The organism is Corynebacterium lujinxingii (assembly GCF_014490555.1).
GTDB lineage: Bacteria > Actinomycetota > Actinomycetes > Mycobacteriales > Mycobacteriaceae > Corynebacterium > Corynebacterium lujinxingii.
In genome coordinates this window covers 1,382,544-1,402,199 of record NZ_CP061032.1, presented here as the reverse complement: position 1 = coordinate 1,402,199, position 19,656 = coordinate 1,382,544, and the positions used below count along the sequence as shown (strand labels likewise).

General features: G+C 64.3%; 18 protein-coding genes and 1 pseudogene. 14 read left to right on the top strand and 5 right to left on the bottom strand.

The window, feature by feature from the left end; translation table 11 throughout:
* The first annotated feature begins 6 nt into the window (after nt 1–6).
* The 13 genes from IAU68_RS06915 (at nt 7) to IAU68_RS06855 (ending at nt 15,179) form a co-directional block, all read left to right on the top strand.
* Entirely contained in the window at nt 7–6,504 is a 6,498-nt protein-coding gene (locus IAU68_RS06915; RefSeq protein WP_171192579.1) for a tape measure protein, read from the top strand.
* A gap of 18 nt (nt 6,505–6,522) precedes the next feature.
* Nucleotides 6,523–7,314 (top strand): hypothetical protein, encoded by a 792-nt coding sequence (locus IAU68_RS06910; protein ID WP_171192578.1) that lies wholly within the window; start codon nt 6,523–6,525, stop codon nt 7,312–7,314.
* A complete protein-coding gene (locus IAU68_RS06905) occupies nt 7,315–8,226 on the top strand; it encodes a hypothetical protein (RefSeq protein WP_171192577.1) in 912 nt (303 codons plus the stop codon).
* A complete protein-coding gene (locus IAU68_RS06900; RefSeq protein WP_171192576.1) occupies nt 8,223–10,388 on the top strand; it encodes a hypothetical protein in 2,166 nt (721 codons plus the stop codon). Before IAU68_RS06905 ends, IAU68_RS06900 begins: the two co-directional genes overlap by 4 nt.
* 423 nt (nt 10,389–10,811) lie before the next feature.
* On the top strand, nt 10,812–11,192 hold the full coding sequence (locus IAU68_RS06895) for a hypothetical protein (protein ID WP_171192575.1): 381 nt from the start codon (nt 10,812–10,814) through the stop codon (nt 11,190–11,192).
* Between the two features lie 25 nt (nt 11,193–11,217).
* A complete protein-coding gene (locus IAU68_RS06890; RefSeq protein ID WP_187767822.1) occupies nt 11,218–11,610 on the top strand; it encodes a hypothetical protein in 393 nt (130 codons plus the stop codon).
* 16 nt (nt 11,611–11,626) lie between these two features.
* Nucleotides 11,627–12,025: a hypothetical protein gene (locus IAU68_RS06885; protein ID WP_171194137.1), complete on the top strand. Its 399-nt coding sequence runs from the start codon at nt 11,627–11,629 to the stop codon at nt 12,023–12,025.
* Nucleotides 12,026–12,069: 44 nt separating this feature from the next.
* Nucleotides 12,070–12,519 carry a hypothetical protein gene (locus IAU68_RS06880; RefSeq protein ID WP_171194136.1) on the top strand — a complete coding sequence of 150 codons (450 nt, stop codon included), beginning with the start codon at nt 12,070–12,072 and terminating at the stop codon, nt 12,517–12,519.
* Complete coding sequence (locus IAU68_RS06875; RefSeq protein WP_171194135.1) at nt 12,503–12,676, top strand: hypothetical protein; 174 nt, start codon at nt 12,503–12,505, stop codon at nt 12,674–12,676. Before IAU68_RS06880 ends, IAU68_RS06875 begins: the two co-directional genes overlap by 17 nt.
* Before the next feature lie 36 nt (nt 12,677–12,712).
* Nucleotides 12,713–14,065, top strand: coding sequence for a GH25 family lysozyme (locus IAU68_RS06870; RefSeq protein WP_231698988.1), 1,353 nt, complete (start codon nt 12,713–12,715; stop codon nt 14,063–14,065).
* 2 nt (nt 14,066–14,067) lie between these two features.
* Complete coding sequence (locus tag IAU68_RS06865; RefSeq protein ID WP_171194133.1) at nt 14,068–14,310, top strand: holin; 243 nt, start codon at nt 14,068–14,070, stop codon at nt 14,308–14,310.
* Nucleotides 14,300–14,803, top strand: a complete 504-nt coding sequence (locus tag IAU68_RS06860; protein WP_171194132.1) for a hypothetical protein — start codon at nt 14,300–14,302, stop codon at nt 14,801–14,803. Before IAU68_RS06865 ends, IAU68_RS06860 begins: the two co-directional genes overlap by 11 nt.
* Nucleotides 14,784–15,179: a hypothetical protein gene (locus IAU68_RS06855; RefSeq protein WP_171194131.1), complete on the top strand. Its 396-nt coding sequence runs from the start codon at nt 14,784–14,786 to the stop codon at nt 15,177–15,179. The genes IAU68_RS06860 and IAU68_RS06855 overlap by 20 nt, the downstream gene beginning before the upstream one ends.
* 66 nt (nt 15,180–15,245) lie before the next feature.
* Here the strand turns inward: IAU68_RS06855 and IAU68_RS06850 are convergent, their stop codons facing one another.
* The 3 genes from IAU68_RS06850 to IAU68_RS06840 all read right to left on the bottom strand — a co-directional run bounded on the left by IAU68_RS06850 (nt 15,246) and on the right by IAU68_RS06840 (nt 16,537).
* Nucleotides 15,246–15,455: a hypothetical protein gene (locus IAU68_RS06850; protein ID WP_171194130.1), complete on the bottom strand. Its 210-nt coding sequence runs from the start codon at nt 15,453–15,455 to the stop codon at nt 15,246–15,248.
* Nucleotides 15,456–15,547: 92 nt separating this feature from the next.
* Nucleotides 15,548–16,039 (bottom strand): hypothetical protein, encoded by a 492-nt coding sequence (locus IAU68_RS06845; RefSeq protein WP_171194129.1) that lies wholly within the window; start codon nt 16,037–16,039, stop codon nt 15,548–15,550.
* Nucleotides 16,040–16,084: 45 nt separating this feature from the next.
* Nucleotides 16,085–16,537: a hypothetical protein gene (locus tag IAU68_RS06840; protein ID WP_171194128.1), complete on the bottom strand. Its 453-nt coding sequence runs from the start codon at nt 16,535–16,537 to the stop codon at nt 16,085–16,087.
* Between the two features lie 233 nt (nt 16,538–16,770).
* On the opposite strand from IAU68_RS06840, the pseudogene IAU68_RS06835 reads away from it, so the two are divergent.
* Nucleotides 16,771–17,187, top strand: a pseudogene (locus IAU68_RS06835) (solute carrier family 23 protein); the annotation flags it as partial.
* A gap of 70 nt (nt 17,188–17,257) precedes the next feature.
* Here the strand turns inward: IAU68_RS06835 and IAU68_RS06830 are convergent.
* Nucleotides 17,258–17,527, bottom strand: a complete 270-nt coding sequence (locus IAU68_RS06830) for an HPr family phosphocarrier protein (RefSeq protein WP_171194127.1) — start codon at nt 17,525–17,527, stop codon at nt 17,258–17,260.
* A 60-nt stretch (nt 17,528–17,587) separates the two neighbouring features.
* On the bottom strand, nt 17,588–19,642 hold the full coding sequence (locus tag IAU68_RS06825; RefSeq protein WP_171194126.1) for a PTS fructose transporter subunit IIABC: 2,055 nt from the start codon (nt 19,640–19,642) through the stop codon (nt 17,588–17,590).
* Nucleotides 19,643–19,656 lie beyond the last annotated feature (14 nt).

Sequence of the window (19,656 nt, the reverse complement as noted above, 5' to 3'; positions counted from 1 at the left end):
CCCGGTATGGCTATTGGCAAGAATGGCGACGCGACCTATGTGCCGGTTCTGCCGTCGTTCGACAAGTTCTTCACCGAAACGGAGAAGGCGTCGGCGAAGGCTGGTAAAACCGCCGGGCAGAAGTTCGCCGATTCGATGCAGCGCGAAACCGCCCGTGCGCAAAAGGCCGCCGATTCAGCGGGCCGGGCGATGGAGCGTGCTCAAAACCGGGCGGCGACCGCGGCTGATAAAACCCGTGTTGCTCAGTTGAAACTGGCCGAGGCGATGGAAAAAACCGACGCGAAGGCGTCTACTGTCGCCAAGGCCACCGCCGATGTGGCGAAGGCGCAGCGCGACGAGGAATTCGCCGCGAAGGCCGCGACGCGTGCCAGCGAAAAGTACGAAAAGGCGAAGGCGAACCTCGCCGCTAAAACCGACGAGGCGAACAACGCGCTCGAGGTCGGAGCCGATTCGCTCGATGGCTACGCAGACGCGGCTCGCCGCGCGCGTGGTGATGTCGATGAACTCGGCGAATCCGCCGGCGGGCTGGGATCCCGAATCGTCGATGGGGCTAAGACTATCGGCAAGGGTGCGCTGCTCGGTGTCGGCGCGAAAATCGGCCAAACCATGATGTCGGGTGTCCATGATGCCGTGTCGGGGGGTCTTTCCCGACTCGGCACCATCGAGCAGGCCGAGACCATGCTTTCCGGTCTCGGCCACTCGGCTACCGCCGTCGAAGGCATCATGGACAACGCCATGACCGCCGTGAAGGGCACCGCGTTCGGCTTCGGCGACGCGGCGTCTGCGGCCGCGTCTTTCGTCGGTGCTGGTGTCGCCCAGGGCGAGGACCTGACCCGGGTGCTGACCCTGGTCGGCGACACTGCCTCGATTACCGGGTCGAGTTTCGGCGAGATGTCGGCGATCTGGACCAAGGTCGCCGGTAACCAAAAACTTACAACCCAAGAACTGAACCAACTTCTCGATCGCGGTCTCGGCCTGTTGCCGGTGCTCCAGGAGCGCTACGGTGTCACCGCCGAAGAAGCGCGCAAGATGGTCACCGAGGGCAAGGTGTCCTTCGAGGACTTCTCGGCCGCGATGGAGGATATGGTCGGCGGGTCGGCTCAAAAGATGGGCTCTACCTTCTCGGGTTCCGCCGACAACATGAAGGCCGCGCTGGGTCGTTTTGGCGCGCAGTTGCTCGACCCCGTGTTCGAGCATGCTCCGGCCGTGTTCGACGCCATCGGTACGACGGTGGACGATCTCGGCACCCGGCTTGAGCCGGCGGTCGCCGCGTTTTCCGAGTGGCTTGCCCCGGTGATGCAAAACGTCGCCGAGAACCTTGCCCCGGCGGTGGTCGGCGCGCTCGATACCGTGATCGGATCCGTGACCGGCCTGGTCGATTTCGTGCGAGGTAACCAGGACTGGATTTTGCCGCTCGGCGCCGCGTTGACTGCGGTCGCCGGTGGTCTCGCCGCGGTGAACCTGCAGTTAAAGATCGCCAAGGCGGGCGGGTTCGCCGCGTGGGCGATTAAGGCCGCGAAGGCTACGACGCTTTGGTCGACCGCTACGACTATCGCGGCGAATGCGCAAAAGGCGTTTAACCTTGTGCTCGCCGCGAACCCGATCGGGCTTATCGTGACTGGTATCGCGGCGGCCGCGGCGGCGCTGACGGTGTTTTTCACCAAGACCGAAACCGGCCGCGAGATGTGGGCTCGCCTCACCGAGGTGTTCCAGGTGGGGCTGGAAGCGGTGAAGGTCGCCTTTAGCGGGTTCGCCGAGACCGCCCGCGGCGCCTGGGATACTTTGGCCGCTGGTATTGAGGTCGCCTGGGAGACCGTCATCAAGCCGGTGTTCGACTTCTTCTCGCTGGCTGCTCGCACGCTCGTGACCGTGATCGCCACGGCAGTGGTCACTCCCATCATCCTTGCGTGGAATCTGCTCTCTACCACCATTCAGGCGGCGTGGGAGCACGTCATCAAGCCGGTGTGGGACGCGATGGCGGCGGTGGCGACCTGGCTTTGGGGCACTGTCTTAAAGCCGGCGTTCGACAATATTTCGACCGCGTTTACCAACCTCGGCATCGTGATTCAGGCGATCTGGACCGGCTACATTAAGGCGGCGTGGGACGCGCTCGCCGCGGCCGGAACCTGGCTGTGGAATTCCGTGCTCGCCCCCACCTTTGAGGCGATCGGCGCCGGGTTTAGCGCGCTCGGCGACGGCTTCATGTGGGTGTGGGACAACGTCCTGAATCCGGTGATCGATGGTTTCGCCGCTGCGCTTACGTGGCTGCACGACAGCGTTGTCGAGCCGGTGCTGTCCTGGATCGGCGAGAAGTGGGATGTGCTCAGCGCCGGTATGGCGGTGGTTAAGGATTTCATCGTCGATACCGTGTTCGGCGGCATTCAGTCCGGCCTCGACACGCTCAAGGGTTGGTTTGAAACCGCCGTGAACGGCATCGAGTTGCTGTGGGACGGCATCAAGGCTGTGACCGCGAAGCCGGCACAATTCGTCGTCGATGTGGTGTTCAACAAGGGTATCCGCAAGGCGTGGAACGGCATTGCAAAGTTCACCGGCCTGGATGAACTCGATGAGATCAACGTCACCAATCTCGGCGGGTTCGCCGCCGGTGGTGTGCTGCCTGGCTACACCCCGGGCCGTGATGTTTTCCGCTTCATCGATCCGGTGCGCGGAGCGCGGGTGGACCTTTCCGGTGGCGAGGCAATCATGCGCCCCGAGTGGGCCCGTATGGTCGGCAAGTCATCGATCGACCGCATGAATGCCGACGCGGCGCGCGGGCGTCTGCGCGCCTCCGACATGGAGATGTTCACCTCCCCGCTGCCGTCGACCTACGGTGGCCTGTCCGACGGGTCGTCGATTCCGAATCCGGAGGCGCACGAGCCTGTCAACCGCCGAGTGCTGCGCGACGCGGTGCGCCGAGATCTCTCCGCGCGTGGATACGCGTCCGGCGGCATTTACACCCCGACGCCGCGCGAAAATCAGCAGTTGGGTTCCGGCGTTGTCAACCGCACCCTTTGGATCGCCGCAAAGACGGCATTCCCGGGCGCGACGCTGAATTCGGCTCAAACCGACCACTTCAACGACGGCGGATATCACCCGACCGGTCAGGCTATTGACCTGGGCGGTCCGATGCAGCAAATCGCCGACTGGATTTTCTCGAAGTGGCCGAAAACTGCGCAGCTGATCTGGGGGCCAGGCCCGCTCGCGCTATGGGGCCGAACCGGTCGAATCGACCCGGCGGACCAGGCCGGTATCCGTGCGGCGTACGGACCGGGCACGATGGCCGGCCACTACGACCACGTGCACTGGGCGTCCGACGGCGGCATCGACTCCGACGGGATTATGATCTCCGCCGATGGGGCATCGTCCTCCGGCGGCGGGTTCGATCTCGGCGCGATGGTCAAGGGCATGTGGGACCGCGTCATCGACGCTATCCCGTCCTGGGATGGGCCCGGCCTCATTGGCGAATTGCCCGGCGTCATGCTGAAGAAACTCGCCACGTCCGCGTGGGATTTTGTCAAGGACAAGATCGGCGGGTTCTTCGGCAAGTCTGGTAGTGCTGGAAATGTCGAATCGTGGCGCGAGATGGCGATGGACGCGATGCGCCGCAACGGTTTTGATGCGGACAACCCGGCGCAGGTGAACGCTATGCTCGCCCAGATTCAGTCCGAATCGGGCGGCGATCCGGGTATCGCGCAGCAGATCGTCGACATTAACGGCACCGGCGAGGCAGCGGGTGTTGGTCTGCTGCAGATCATCCCGGGTACGTTTGCGGATCACCGCGACCCCACGTTGCCGGATGATCGCCGCGACCCGTGGGCAAACATGAACGCCGCGCTGCGCTACTACCGCGCGACCTATGGCGATGACCTGACCACCATGTGGGGTCATGGTCATGGGTATGCCGCCGGTGGTGTGCTGCCGGGCTACACCCCGGGCCGTGATGTGCACCAGTTCTATTCGCCGACCGCCGGGGCGCTCGCCCTGTCCGGTGGCGAAGCAATCATGGTGCCCGAGTGGACCCGTGCTGTCGGCGGGCCGGCCGCGGTGGAGCGGATGAACCGCGAAGCCCGCGGCGGGCGCTCTACCGCGACCCGCGGTGCTGCCTTTGCTGATGGTGGCGTGGCGTTTTGGGATCCGATCGCTACCCGCCAGCGCGCGGTGGCCGCCGACCTGTCGGCGGATATCCAGCGGTTGATCCGCGAACTGCGCGCTGATCGTGATGTCGCTAAGTTCGGCGCGGCGATGAGCGAGGCGCTTAAGCCTGCAGTCCGCGAGTTGGAACTTATCGCCAACCCGCAGACCTACGAAGGCATGATGGCGCGCTCCCTTGCGGCCAAGGGCGGCGAACTCGCCGGAATGCTGGGCCTGGAAGATACCGCCACGGCGGTGTCTACTCTGCTCGGCGCGGAGCGCTCGCTGCTTGACGCGCGCGCCGCGCAGGCGGAGCGCCTTTCCGCGATGGCGGACCAGGAGGCCGAACTCGAAGCCATGCGCGAGCGGCTGACTGAGCTCGAATCCAGCAAGGTCGAGTTGTCGAAGGAGGATCAGCGCAAACTCGCCGACGCCGAGAAGAAACTCGCCGACGCGCGCCGGGAAGCCGGCGAGGTCGATCGGGAGGGCGCGGCGTCGTCTGATGCGGCGGCTGATTCGTCCGCGAAGGCCGCCGACGCCGAGGACAAACTGTCGGCGAAGCGCGAAAAGTCAAGCGAAAAGGTGGAAAAGGCCGAGGAGGACCTTGCGCGCCTGCGCGAGGACCTGGGCGTGAAGCAAGAGGAGGATGAGGAAAAGCGGGCCGATGAAATCTCGAAACTGACCGAGCAAATCGCCAACGCTGAACTTGATCTTGCCTCTGCGCGCCGTGCGTCGGTCGAGAACTTGGACATGTCCTTGTACTCGATTCTGCCGCAGATTTCGGACGGCGCGAAGCAGGCCGCTGCCCGGCTGAAGGCCGCCACCCCTCAGATCATGCAAATGGTGGGCACGCACCTTCCGCAGGCCGCTGGTCTTGTGGCGTCTGCGATTCCGCAGGCGACCGGTGCGCTTGAGTCGCTCGCCGTGGCGGCGGGCCCGGCGGGTATCTCTGTCGGCGTGGCGGTGGCCGGCCTGTTTGCGATCGTGAAGGTCGGCAAGATGGTCGTCGAACTCGCCGACAAGTTCATCAGCCGGATTACCGAGGGGCGTATCGCGTTCGCTAACGCGCTCGGCGCGTTCGCCGCGTCGATTCGTGAGATCTCCGATCTGGTCGACAAGCAGCGTCAAATGGTCGCCAGCCTGCGTATGGACCTTGTCCGCCAGACGATCGTCCAAACTAAGGCGGCGATGGATTCGCGTAACGCGAATGCGGCGCTTGTGCGTAGCCGCCTCGACGGTGACAAAACTGTCGCCGAAGCGCAGGCCGCGCTGCAGGCAGGTATCCAGGCCGAGGCCGCGAAGTCGGCGGCGGCGTACGGGGACCTGTCTTTGGCGTACGACCGGTATCGCTACAACGAGATTGCGGCGATGGTGGATCGTCTGGAAACCCAGCGTGAAATCTCGCCGGAAGTCAAGGCGCTGATGCATGAGGTTGACGCCGCCGAGTTGACGCGTATGGCGAACGTGCAAAACGCGACCGCTGACGCGATCGAGGCGGCGTACGCGCAGCGCGCGGCGAACCGTGCCGTGCTGCGCACGACGCAGGACCTCGAAACCGCGGCGGCGCGGCTGGCTGAAATGACCGGCACCGCCTTCGGTATGGATAAGGCCGGGGCGCGTCTCGGCGAGGAGGTCGCCGCGCTGTATGCCGAGAACGCTGAAATCCAGGGCCGGTTGTGGTCCTGGGGCAACGCGTTGTCGATCGGCTACAACAAGCGCGTGCGCAGCCGCGATGAGGCGGCGCTGCGTCGCAACGAGGCGCGCATCGCCGAACTGCAGGCCATGCCTGAATATCAGGGGTTTGGCGTGTCGGCGCGCGAACTCGACCGGCTGCAAAACGACGTTGCCAACCTGTACAAGTGGGGCAACGCCGATAAGGCCGAGGCGCTGCTGAAACAGTCGGTGCTCGGCGACCCGGACCGGGCCGCGCAGGCGTTCCAACTCTCGGCGGATCTCGCCGCGATTGCGGATGAGAAAACCGCCAAGCAGCGCGAGGTCGAGGACTTCGAAGATGAGGTCTCTCTCAACGAGGCGACCCGTCCGCTGCGTGATGCGGCGTCGTCGCTCGAATCGATGGCGGAGTCGTCGAAACTTCGAGCCGAGGCGCTGCGCACCGAGGATTCGGTCGTCGCCAGCCGCCTGGACGCGATGGCCGATTTCGAGCGCGAGAACGCGGTCGATATTCAGCGGGTGTCGCGCGGGGAGCCGTCTCGAATCGAGTTGACGTTTACCGATAAGGCCGCCTATTCGGCGGCGGAGGTGGACGAGTTGCTCGATCGTGTCGGTGATGTCGATGGGCTCGAGTTGCGGATCCGCAAACTTGAGCAGCAAGGCCGGCCGGGCGCGGGTGATCTCGTCCGCGCTCGTCGCTAGGAAGTAGGGAGGTTGTCGATGGCTGACTACACCATCGAGTACGTGGACCCGCGGGGCCGCCGGTGGAATTTGTCTACCGGCGAGCAGGGTGTGCTGCTTTTGGCTGAAGGTGCTAGCGGCTTGAAGCCGCAGCGCGCCACCGAGGGTCTACGGCTTGCCGGGGTGCCCGGTCAGGTTGTGCGCCCGGGGTCGTCGCGGGTGGAGCCGGTTTCGGCGACACTTTCTGTGCTGGTCGACCCGGGGGCGGCGCGATTGTCGATGCGCGAGGTGTGGCCGGGCTGGGTGTCGGCGTGGTCGCATGATTCGGCGGGGCGTATTGAGTATTACGCGCCGGGGCTTTCGCAGCCGCGGTGGATGGAGGTCCGCCTCGGTGATGAAGGTATGCCGCAGCCGGATCGGTCGCCGTTGGAGCAGCGGCATATTTCGCTGGACGTTCCGGTGGTGTCCGATTCCGGGCTGTTCTATGAGACGGGGTCGTCATCGAAGCAAAGCGTCACCGTTACGAATAGGGGGGTTGCCTTTATATGGCCGCGATTGCGGTGGAAGGGGGCCGGTGGGCGACTTTCGTTACCGTCAGGCGCCGGGATCGCTATTCCAGCCGCCGCAGAGGAGCGCGTGCTCTATCTCGACCCGGTTGAATCCGGCGTGTTGCTACGCCCCGACGGGTCGATCGACGAGGCGTTGTGGGCGCGGCTGCGCGGCGGGTTCATCACCGAGCCGGTGCCACCCGGGGCCGCTCGCCGATTCGGCATCTTTGCCGGGGCGCGCCTCGAATGGGATACCGGCTTCGATTCGCCGTGGAGGTCATAGGTGGATTTTCCCGAGTGGCAAAAACACGTGAACCAAGTCGTCGCCGATACCGGCGAGTGGATCGGGCTCGCCAACGCCGACGGTGTTCCGGTCTGTGATTTCCCGGCGGCTGAATCGGTCGAGGCGCCGCGTACTCGTCTCGCTGTTGCCGACCACCAGGTGGTGATCCCCGCCCGGGGGCGTATCGCCCCCACAAACGGGATCGTCGAGCGGCTGCTCGCTCCGAACATCGGCGTGTTCGATGAATCGGGCTACCTCGCGCCGGCCACTGGTGGCAATTATCTTGTGGTGATCGCTCGGCCTGGTATCCGGCTCGCGTTTGATGTGGTGTTCGCTACCGGCGAGGGTCCGGCGGACGCGCCGGAGCGGCTGACCGTCGGCGGGGTGTCGCTGACCGATCTTCTGGATGCGCACCCGTGCCCGTCGATTCCGCACACCTGGGAAGGCGGCGAGTTTACCGAATGGCGCGAGGACGCCGGCGGGCCGTATCGCAAGCCGCGCCAACTCGCCCCGGTGGAACTGGCAACCCGCGCCGACGGGTACACCGTTACCGGCCCGGCGGTGCGCGTGATCCGCGATCTTTGTCAGGATTCCTTCGACGCGGTGAATGCGCTCAAAGGCTGGACCGACCCCCACCTCGTTGTCGACTACGGGGTGGCGTCGGCATCCGGCGAGCGCATCACAATACAGGTCCAAGACGACCCGCTGTGGTCTACGATCCTCGCCCCGGCCGAATCCGCCGGCGTCAACGTCTGGGTGGAGTTGTGGTGGCCGGGGGATCCACCGATTACGGTGCGCGGGCCTCGCCTGGCACCCGATAAGGCCACAGGCGAGCGGTTTGGCCCCCCAGTTCGTAAAACGTTCAACCACCCGGTGGGGCGGGTGTGTGTGCAGGAGGTGGGTAGATCATGACCGCGCCGCTTATCGCCGACGGTGGTGAAATGACGGTGATGCGCCCGCTCGCTGCGTTTACGTGGGGAGCGTGGGACGTTACTCACCTCGAAGATGTCGATGAGCCGGAGTTGCCCGATGGGCGAAAACTCGGCTACGTCGCCGACTTGCCCGAGCAACCCTCGGGCCGTTTTGGGCGCCGGTTCGCCCGTGAGGACGTGTCGATTTCGGCGGTTGATGAAACCTCTACCGTCGAGGAGGTACTCGACGCGGCCGCGGCGCGTACCGGCGGGCAGTCGTTTTTCGAGCGTGACATCACCCTTGCTGGTCTGGGTCGGCAAATTCCCGGCAAGCACATTCGCGTCAACGACCGGGTCCCGGTTTTCGTATGGGGCCGGCTCCTTCCCGACCAACTCGTTACTGAGGTGGATCGGGAGCGGGTGCATATCGGCGGGCAGGTCTTTTCTGACCGTCTTGCCCGGGAGGCTCAAAACCGTGAGTTGGATCGGCAGGTGCGCCGTGAGCGCCGCGAGGCAGCGGAGGCGACCGGGGCGGCGACCCGTACTGCGCGGGCCGCGGAGCGCACCGCCGGTGACGCGAAACTCGCCGCCGATACCGCCCTGTCTGAGGTGCGCGATGCGGACGGTAGTCTCGCCCGCTACGTCAAGCAGGCCCGCGAAGCCTCCGACCGCAGTGTGTCCTATTCGTTGGAGGCGTCGACCTATTCGGATCAGGCGCGGGGTCATTCGGATACCTCGGCGGCTCATTCCGTAAAGGCGGGGGAGCACTCCGAGGAAGCCGCGCGGCATTCCGAATCGGCGGGGCAGGATGCGCGGCGGGCCGAGTTGGCGTCGCTGCAATCCTCCGAATCGTCGGCGGCGTCGCAGGTGGCGTCGCAGGCGTCGCATGCCGCGTCGGCGTCGAGCGTGTCCTATTCGGTGCTGTCGTTTGAGCACTCGGAAGCCGCGCGGCGCCATTCGGATCAGTCGGCGGTGCATTCTGTGCGCGCCGGTGAGCATTCCGATCAGGCGGCCCAGCACTCCCAGGACGCGGGGGTGTCGGCGGCGGCCGCCGAGTCGGCGTCGCTGGAATCGTCGACGGCGTCGGATCTTGCGAAGGGGTATTCGGATTCGGCACGTCAATCGTCGGATTCGTCGTCTAAGTCGTCGAAGAAGTCGCAGGACGCGTCGGCTGATGCGGTCTCTGCGCAGGGATTTTCCGAGGAGGCGGCGCGTGAAGCCGAACGGCTACGCGGCGAAGCCGAGGGGTTTCGCAATGAAGCGGAACTTGCCCGCGCTGATGCGGAAGATCAGCGCGCGGAGGCTGAATCGAAACGCAATGAGGCGGAGGGGTTTCGGCGGTCGTCGTTCTCGGCGATGTACGCCTCGCATGCCTCTATGGCGATGGCGGAGCAAGAACGCGCCGCCGCCGAAAACGAGCGCATGCTCGCCGAGTTGGAGCGTGCCAGCGCCGAGGATAATCGTGCTGCCGCCGAGCAGGCGAGGTCTGCGGCTGAATCGGCGCGTGATGATGCTGAATCGAAACGCGCCGACGCGGAGGCGCGCCGTGATGAGGCGGAGGGGTTTCGGCGGTCGTCGTTCTCGGCGATGTACGCCTCGCATGCCTCTATGGCGATGGCGGAGCAAGAACGCGCCGCCGCTGAAAACGAGCGGCGCCGGGCTGAACTTGGTCGTGCTGATGCGGAAGATTCACGCAAGGCGGCTGAGATTGAGCGCTCGAATGCTGAAACCGCCCGCCAGGAGGCGTTCGAAGCGCGCGATGCGGTGGTGGCGAAACTTGAGCGCACCGCCGCCCGGCTGGTCTATATCACCTCGGAAGCCGGAATTAAGAAGGTGTCGAACGATTGGGTCACCGTCGACGCCTCTCGGAACACTGAAATTACGTTGACCCCGAAGGCGGGGTGGATGGGCTATATCCACCTGCAGTATTCAATCATCGCCAACTCCACGGATTGGGGCGTGCGCGTCGGCCAGGTCGCGTACGAGGAAATCAGGGTCTTGTGGATCCAGGACCGGAAAATCTGGGAAACCAACGGCCAGAACGCCAACGGCGGCCCGGCGTTATCCGCCGGGTCCGGGTCGAGCGCCTGGTCGCAGGCGAATCCATCCGGCCTTGCAGGTGATCGTTTCCGCCTGATCTGCACGCTCTACCCGTACGAGTAAACCCTGACCGCCGTGAGGTGGACAGGCCTGTCTATTGAAAGGAGAAGCATGTCAACAATCGATATCCCGCTGCCGTACGGCTATACCGTCGGCGGGAAGAAGGATTATTCCTGGCTGACCCGAGCCGATGGAGCCTCGTCAAACATTGATCTTGTGCCGGGGCCGTGCCGGGTCGTGGCCTCGTGGGCGGGGCCGGAGAAAGTGACGCTCAACCTCGTGCGAGGGGGCGAGCGAATCGAGCTCGACACTATTCCGGCAAAGGCGGGGGGGGTCGCGCAATTCTCGGATGGTCACCGTCGGCGCTATCGAGGGCGACCAGGTACGTCTCGAAGCATCACCCCGCACCACAACCGACGCGACCGGCACCATCGAGGTCTACCCCCTCAACTTCGAGTAGCGCGCCGCGCCGGGGCGGTGGTGTAGATGGCGGGCATCATCATGGAGCGGGTGGCGAAGCAGCCCGGCGGTGGCACCGGCACAATGCCGATTGTTTATCCCCCGGACGTGCACGGCGTGTACCTCGAACTGGAACCAGGGGTACACGATTTGATCATCGCCTGGGACGGGCGGGCGCAGGTCGAAGCGTTTCATGTGTGGAACCGGGATATGTCGCAGAAGGTCGCGGTCGTGACCCTCGACGCGGAAACCACCAGGAAGCAGCGCAGGGGCTTCGCCCGCGTTTCCTCCGAGCAGCCACAGTGGGTGTACTTCCGCTCAACCGGCGCACTGGACGCTGGGGCGCGACTAGCGGTACAAGCGATCCCCGCCAGCCTCACAATCGACTTCGAGGTCACCACCTCGTAGCGACTGCGGGGGGGGGGTGCGCTAAATGACCACCCCGAACATCGATGTGGATCTGTTCATGCCGTTCGCTATCGAATGGGAAAAACGCGATGTGTCGTCGGTCCTTTACAGGACCGACAAGAACACCGCGTGGACGCAGATCGCGGAGGGCTTTGCCTATCAGATCGTGCTGCAAAACTGGGTAGACCAGAACGTTTGGCTGTACACGAACAATGGTGCCGGTTCCAGCGGGCGCACAATGGCTACGTCAGACAGTGGCGGAGCGGCGGTTCCTTCTGGGGAACGCCGAACTTTCACCGTCGTGGCACGCCCTGGCCAAGAAACCTGGATTCATGTTGGAACGCTCAGCACGACGATAGGCACGGCTGGTGGCACGGCGGTTGCCCGAGTAATTCCCATGCCGATCATCGGCACCTAGCGCAGGGGGTGGCCGCATGACCACCCCTGATGTGAACATCGACTTCCTGCTGCCGAAAACCTACGTCCTGGAGCGCAAGGGCAAGCCGTATGCCGAGGTTGCCTACATGACCCGGGTGGTTGGTGGTGGTACTCGTATTCCGCTGCCGGCTGGCATGTCGATGGTCACCATCGTCGCAACCGGCATGTCGGCCGCCGGGCTCCGAGTCGAACTTGAGGGTGATAGCAGTTTCAAGAAGGAACTTGTGCCTTGGACGTTCGTCGACCACGAGACAATCCGCGTGTGGGCAGGCCAAATCTCCACCCCGGCAGACAATGCGATGAATCTCATCGTGCAGGCCCGAAACGTCACCACGAATGCGCAGAACAACGGCTCCGTGTCGGTGCAGATCGTGAACTTCCCACCTGAAAACTAACCCCTGCCGATGGTGGGGGTTTTCCACTATTGAAAGGTTTTTGCATGTCTCTTGATGTTTTTCGTGAAGCGCTTGACGGGCTGGATCCGGGGGAGTACCCGGAGGCGGCTCGTCTTGCTGTGATGAGGCTTAGTGATGAGGGGTTGTTTCGGCATCGTCTTTGGGCGGCCGATGATGAGGTGAAGCGTCGGGAGGCGGAGCGCGCGAAGGCCGAGGGCGCGACCGACGCGGTGCGCAATATGCGCGCGACGGTGCCGGCGCTCGCCCCGGTCGAGGCGCGTATTCCGGAGTCGAGCCCATACGCCGGAATGACCGGGGTGCTCGAGTACGACCCGACGAAGCCGTTTATCGACGGCGATCTGGTGTGGGCGTCCGAGCGGGTGTGGCAGGTGTCGTCTGCCGCGCCGGTGTCCACCCCGCCCGGTCAGGGCCGCGGCTATGTCGCTGTGCCCCCACCGGTTCCGGAGGAGGCGGCCGGTGCCGTCGAATCCTGACGCCGGCCGGTGGCGCCTCGCCCCGCGCTGGGAGGCTGATGTCGATCTCTGCCAGGGCGACCGGGTCAATTTCGGCGGCGGGGTGTGGGAGGTCTTGTGCGACCACCGCGCGGACGTTATCCCGCCGGGCGCGCCGGATCTGTACCGCAAAATCTAGAAACGAAAGAAGAGGAGTGTTTTCTCTATGGTTTGCATGCCTGTCCCCAAGGGATTCGTGACCACGAGCGGGTTCGGCCCGCGGTGGGGCGATTTTCATTGGGGCGTTGATTATGGCAAGGAGGGCGGGTGCGCCGACGAGCCTGTGTTCGCCGTGAAGTCTGGCACGGTGACCCGATCGGGCCCGGCGTCCGGTTTCGGAAACTGGATCACGATTGATCACCCGGCGTCGAATGGTGGCGGCGAGACGGTCTATGGCCACATCATTCCGGAGGTGTCTGTCGGCGATCGCGTCGAGGAGGGCCAGCGTATCGGCCGCATCAACGGCGAGCGCGCCACCAACGGCGGCGTCGCCCCCCACCTTCACTTCGAGTGGCACGAGTTCTCCTGGGTGCCGCCCGGCAAGGGCCGTCTGAATCCGGCGGTGATGCTTGACGGCGCTCGGTGGCCAGGCCAGGTCCGCTCGTCGCTGAAAGATCTGGCCGGGGTGCGATTCGGGATCGACATCTCGGAGCACCAGGACGGCCTTGCGCTGCGCAAAGCGAAGGCCGAAGGTATCGAGTTTGTGATCCTGCGTCTGTGCGACGGCACCTACGTGGACAAAACGTTTCGGTCGCATCTTGAGGACGCGGAGCGCAATGGCCTGTTGGTCTCTACCTACTGGTATCTGCGTGCCCCGTCGGAGGGCACCACGATTGCCCAGCAGGTCGATGTCATCGATCGGCAACTCGGCGGCCGAAAGGACCTCGGCGTGTGGATCGACGTCGAATCTGTCGGCCAGAATCAGCGCAAGTTGCTCACCGGCGACGACGTGTGGGCGGCGAAGCGTGAACTTGAAAAGCGCGGCTACTACGTGCCCGGCATCTATTCCGGCGCGTGGTACTGGGAGCATATGCCCGGTGGCGAACCGTCGATGGACGGTCTCGGCTATCTCTGGGTGTCCAACTACGGCCATAACCGCACCGGCGCGCCGCGCGTTACCTACGACCGGGACGGCGGCAACGGTCACTCTGGGTGGCGCTACCCGCTCGGTGACCGCCGGCCGGACATTCTGCAATTCGGATCCAACGGCATCGTAGCCGGCAAGCACCCGGTGGATGTCAACGCGTTTCGCGGCTCGCTTGATGAACTCGCCGCGATATTCAATCCCACTTCTTCTAAGGAGGACAGCGTGAATGCTGAACAGGCGGCCCGCCTCGAGGGCAAAATCGATACTCTGCTCGACTACGCTCGCAAGATTTACTTCCAGCTGACGGGTGAAAATGATCGCGGTCTGCCGCAGTCTGGTCGGCGTACTGCCTACGATCTGCAGTCTGCGATCGCCGAGAAGGTCGGCGTGCCCGACACCTTCGACAAGATGGCCGTGCTCAAGGCGAAGAAGGAGGTATAGCCATGTGGTCTACTGCCTTTTGGAAGCAGGCCGCGGAGCGCGCGGCTAAGACGTTCGCCCAGTCCCTTGTCGCCTCTCTCGGCGTGGGCGCGGCGTCGCCGATCTGGGATCTCGGATGGGTTGAGGCGCTGGGGATCGCGGGCACCGCGACGGTGCTTTCGGCACTTACGTCGGTGGCGTCGCTGGGGGTCGGCGACCCGTTAGACCCGTCGTTGGTTGACGGGGGCCGGCATCGTGCCGATTGATCACCTGCCCGGCAGGTGGCGGCCCGGCGCGCGGGCGTTTCGGGATTGGGTAGCGACCGACAAGGGGGTGCTGCTCATTCTCGCGTTGGTGTTCACCGGGCGCTCGCTGTCGTTTTTCTCTGACGCGCCGTCTATATTTCGGCATGTTGTCGAGGTGCGCTATTGGTGGATCTCGCCGATCGTGTGGGGGGCGTCGGCGCTGCTTTCGTGGATCGCGCTTCGACGTGATTCACCACGGGTGGAAAGCGCCGCCCTGGTCGTCGCCGGTATGGTGCTCGCCACGTGGGGGGTGCTGTACCTGTGGACCGAGCCGGTGCATATTCCGGGGTATTGGGGGTGGCTTGACTGGATTCGAGTGGTGCTTGAGCATCTGACCCCGTTTTTGGCGCGAGGTGTGATCTATATCGGCTTAGCGCTGTTTTTGGTGTATACCGTGTGGCGCGGTCGGTTCATGCCGTCAGTTTGGAGGGGGGATGATGTCGCCCGACTTTGATCTGTCTCCGATCTCGAATGGCTGGGAGTTTCTGGCCGCTGTGTGTTCGACGTTGATCGTGGCCGCGTTTGGCGTGGTGGCGCAGCGGGCGAAGGCTGTAGCGGACGAAAAGGCCAAGTCGGATAAGGAGGCGGCGCGTGCGGTTGAGGCGAATGTCGCGCAGGTGCCCGAGTTGCTGGATACGGTGCAATACTTGACCGAGCAACTTCGGGTGCAGGCTGATGTCAACCGGGCGGTGAACAGGAAAATGGCCGAGTTGGAGGCGCGGTTTAAGCGCACCGACGTGTATCACCGCTGGCTTGCCGAGAGTATGCCGCGGCCGCCGTTTCTTACCGAGGAGGAGTTTTACGCCGCGCGAGCGGCCGGCGAGTTGTGAAATCTCCGCCCCCAGATTGTTTAGACCCCGCTCCGGCGTTTGCCGGGGCGGGGTCTTTTCTTATGTCTAGGGGGTGGTGATCTCTAGTCCGAAGTAGGCCAGGCGCCAGTCGTCGGCGTCGAAATCGCCGGGCGGGTGGTCCATCTCGTCGAGGACGTCGAGTTCTTCATCGGTAGGTTCATGGAACCAGTCGGTGATCAGTTCTTTGACGTGATCGTGGTCGTTGGCGGTGACCTGGTCGTCGGTGTTCAGGTTGGTGATGGTGTATGTGGTCATGGTGGTTTCCTGTGGTGGTCTAGTGTGCTGTGCGGGCGCGATCGTGGTGTGCCCACCTTGGCTACGGCCAGGATGGGGGTATTTTTTCGCGCCTACTTCACGATACGTTTAATTGTCGGTTGCGAGAAGCCCGTGGATTTCGCGAGGCGGTACATAGTCACGCCCTGCTTGTGCGCGGCACGGATAGCATCGTCAAGCTTGCCACGCTGGATGCGCGCTTCCCTCTCTGCCTCCTGCAGCTGCATGGTCTGAGAACGCACAGTTTGGAGTGCGTGCTTAGCCTCGTACTCCCAGACGCTGGAGAAGTCCACCAGCCGCTCTGCCAGCTCGTCCCACCCGTGGCCGTCGTCTAGTGGGACGGTAAGGGTCTCTCCGTCGGGGCGGAGAGCGACCACCTTGCCCAGGTGCCCTGAAACAGGCGCATCCCACATTGGCGTACCGTCGCCGCGTGCGCACCATTCGAGCGTGAGCGTCAGCGGTGGCATCTCGCATTCGATGATGGTGGAGGTAGTCCCGTCGAGGGCAGCGCGGATGGCCGGCTCGACGTGCTCGACCTCGAGGTCAGGTATTTGTGTGTCTCTCATAGAGTCTCCTTAAGGGGGCGGGACTGCGCCTGCCCCGGGTGACGGCTAGTGCTGTTCTTCGGCGATTGCGCGCTCCTCAGCGGCACGCAACTCTTCGTATTTGGCGACTGCCTCCTTGACCTTGCTGTCGATGAGTCCGCGCAGGGTGCCGTTATTGAGCACCTTGAGGAAGGCCTGCTCCTGCTCTTCGACCCATTCCCCAGTGCGAAGTTCGGCGCGGGTGGTGGGCTTTTCGTAAATGCCGGCCAGGATCTCGTCCCACGCACCGTAGGCGATGCCATCTGCGAGGCTGTTGCTGATGAGCATGCGGTGGGTCTCGGCTGCGCCGGCAGCCCGATGGAAGGTGCTGCGCCAGTTCTTTTCAAGGCCTGCGCTTTCATAGGGGTTGGCGCCGGTGTTGTCTTCGATGCTGTAGGTGAAGTTTCCTGCCTGAGCGGTGATGATGGCTTCGATGCGGTGGGCGATGTTTCGCTCTGCGCGGTAGGTGGCGAGGTTCATTGTGTTCTCCTTGCGTGTTGCTCTCTTGCTTACATCCCTATAGTAACACGGTGTTAGTGGTAATGCAAGTTTAGTATCATTGCTGCGTGTCGCGCGGGGGTCTTTCCCCTTCATGGGGTTCGGCAAATCCCGCAGAAATCCCGCATCCGCCTCCGGTCTCGCCGTTTTTGCCGGGCCTGCCGGGCGTGCCGGGTGCCTAAACATGCTGGTCAAAGCGTCGGCGCTGGTCACGGTCTGCCACGCCGAGGTACGCCGAGAACATCGGTGTGATGGCGGCGACGAAGGTGTACTCCACCGCCGCGTACTGGGTCGCCGCCGTGTTCGCCATCGTGTTGGCGTTTATCCCGAAGTTCGGCGCGGTGATCTTCACCATCCCGGCCGGCGTACTCGGCGGCGCTTGCCTGGTGCTCTACGGCCTGATCGGCATGCTGGGCGTGCGTATTTGGCAGGACAACAAGGTGGACTTCACCGACCCGGCGAACCTCACCGCAGCGGCGGTGGCGCTGATTGTCGGCATCGGCAACCTCTCGTTCGACATCGGGCCGGTGACCCTCGAGGGCATCGCACTGGGCTCCGTTGGAATCATCGTGATCTACCCGCTCATGCGCTGGGCGTACGACACGATCGGGGAGGGGCAGTTCCGCAAATAGCGAAGCAACGCGAAAACGCCCGGGCAGTCGTTGCTGCCCGGGCGCTTTATCGTCGATACGCGAGAAGCGCTTACTCGTCGTCGAGGTTCTTGGCGATCAGCGCTGCGATCTCCTCCACGGCGTCCGCGTTGTCGGAGGTGACAACGACCTCGTCGCCGTACTCGGCGCCCATCGCCATGATCATCAGGGAGGACGCGGCGTCAGTCTCGTCGTCCTCGTCGCCGCCGACCAGGGTGAGCAGGATCTCGTCGTCGTACTCGCCGGCGGCGTCAGCGATCACTGTCGCTGGGCGTGCGTGCAGACCGACCGTGGAGCCAACTTTCACTGTCTTGGAAGCCATTGCGCAACTGTCCTTTCAAGGTGTAAGTGCGGAGTTGTTATCAAGTGTACGCGCCCGCGCCTACGCGGACACAGGGGATTCGGCCTGTTTTGCGGCCTTGCGGATTTCCTCGTTCGGCCACAGCTGCTTGAGCGCGACCACCGCGATCGTCGCCACCGCAACGCCGGCCGCGAGCGCGATCAGCATGCCCCACCACGGTTGGTAGGCGAAGATGACGAAGATACCGCCATGCGGCGCCTGGGCACCGACACCGAGCGCCATGGATACGGCGCCCGCGGTCGCGCCGCCGAGCATCATTGCCGGGATGACGCGGAACGGGTCGGCTGCGGCGAAGGGGATCGCACCTTCGGAGACGAAGGACAAGCCCAATAGCCACGCGGACTTGCCGTTTTCCTGCTCAGCACGGGTAAACAGCGACTTGCGGATGAATGTCGCAATCGACAGCGCGATCGGCGGAACCATACCGGCAATCATGACCGCGGCCATGATCTCGTACGCGCCCTGGGTGCCTGCGGACAGGCCTGCGGTGCCGAAGAGGTACGCCGCCTTGTTTACAGGACCGCCCAAGTCGAAACACATCATTAGACCGATGATCACGCCGAGCAGAATTGCCGACGAGCCGGACATCGACTCCAGCCAACCGGTCAGACCCTCCATGAGCGCGCCGAGCGGGCGGCCGAGCAGCAGGAACATGAGTACGCCGATGATCAGCGAGGTCAACAGCGGAATAATGACGACCGGCATCAGCGAGCCGAGCCAGCGTGGCACCTTCCACGTCTGGATCCAGTACGCCACCACGCCGGCAAGCAGACCCGTGATCAGACCGCCGATGAAGCCGGCGCCGACCATTAGCGAGATCGCGCCGCCGACAAAGCCCGGTGCGATGCCGGGGCGGCCAGCCAGGCCGTAGCCGATGTAGCCCGAGAGCGCCGGCACCACGAACTGCATTGCCATTTGGCCGGTGGCGAAGAACACCGCGCCGAGGTAGAGCAGCCAACCACTGCGTTCGAAGGCGATGGCTTCACCGTCGACGGTGATTTCGTTGCCCGGCAGGTTCGTCAGCGAGTAGTCGGTCACCAGCGCCTGCCAACCGTTGGCCATGTCAGCGCCCCCGAACAGGAATCCCAGCGCAAGCAGCAGGCCGCCGGCGGCGACGAACGGCACCATGTAGGAAACGCCGGTCATGATCGCCTGCTGGAGGCGCTTCGGCCAGCTTTCCGACGACGACGCGGTCTGCTCCGCCGCACCCGCGGAAGCTGCAGCGCTCACGCGGGGTGCGGCCGGGTTGCTCGCGGCGGCGATCGCTTCGTCGATCATCGCGTCCGGCTGGTTCACGCCACGCTTGACCGGGCTATCAACCACCGGCTTTCCGGCAAAGCGTTCCTTGTCGCGCACTGCGACGTCGTGGGCGAAGATGACCGCGTCAGCAGAATCGATGAAGTCCTGATCCAGCCGGTCGCCGCCGGACGAGCCCTGCGGCTCGACGCGCAAGTCCACGTCGCTGCGCTTCTCGGCCGCCTGCGTGAGCGCGTCGGCGGCCATGTAGGTGTGTGCGATGCCGGTAGCGCACGAGGTCACCGCGGCAATGCGCACCGGAGCCTTGCTTGACGACGACCCCGTCGCCGCCGCAGGAACAGCAGCCGATTTCTTCTTCTTCGGCTCGGCGTTGACCACCTCAAGAACCGCGTCAACGATCTCCTGCTCCGATGTGGCGGCCCGCAGCCGGTCCACAAAGTCGCCACGCACCAAGGCACGTGCAAGTTTGGAGAGGATTTTCAGGTGTTCTTTGCCGCCGCCTTCCGGAGCGGCGATGAGGAACACCAATTCTGCGTCACCGTCAGGTCCGGAAAAGTCGACCGGGTTGGTCAACCGGGCGAACGCGAGCGTCGGTTCGGTGACTGCCTCGCTGCGGCAGTGCGGGATAGCGACACGTCCGTTAACGCCGGTACCGGCCTTCGCCTCGCGGGCAGTGGCAGCCTCGGCGATCGGGGCGGCATCGCTCGCTCGGCCGCTGGCAGCGACCAGGCCGGCCAGCTCTGCGATGACATCCGGGGGTGCGGCACCCCAGTCGGCGTCGAGGCGCACGAGCTCGGGCGTGATCAGTGGAGAGTTCACTTGGCCTTCCTTTG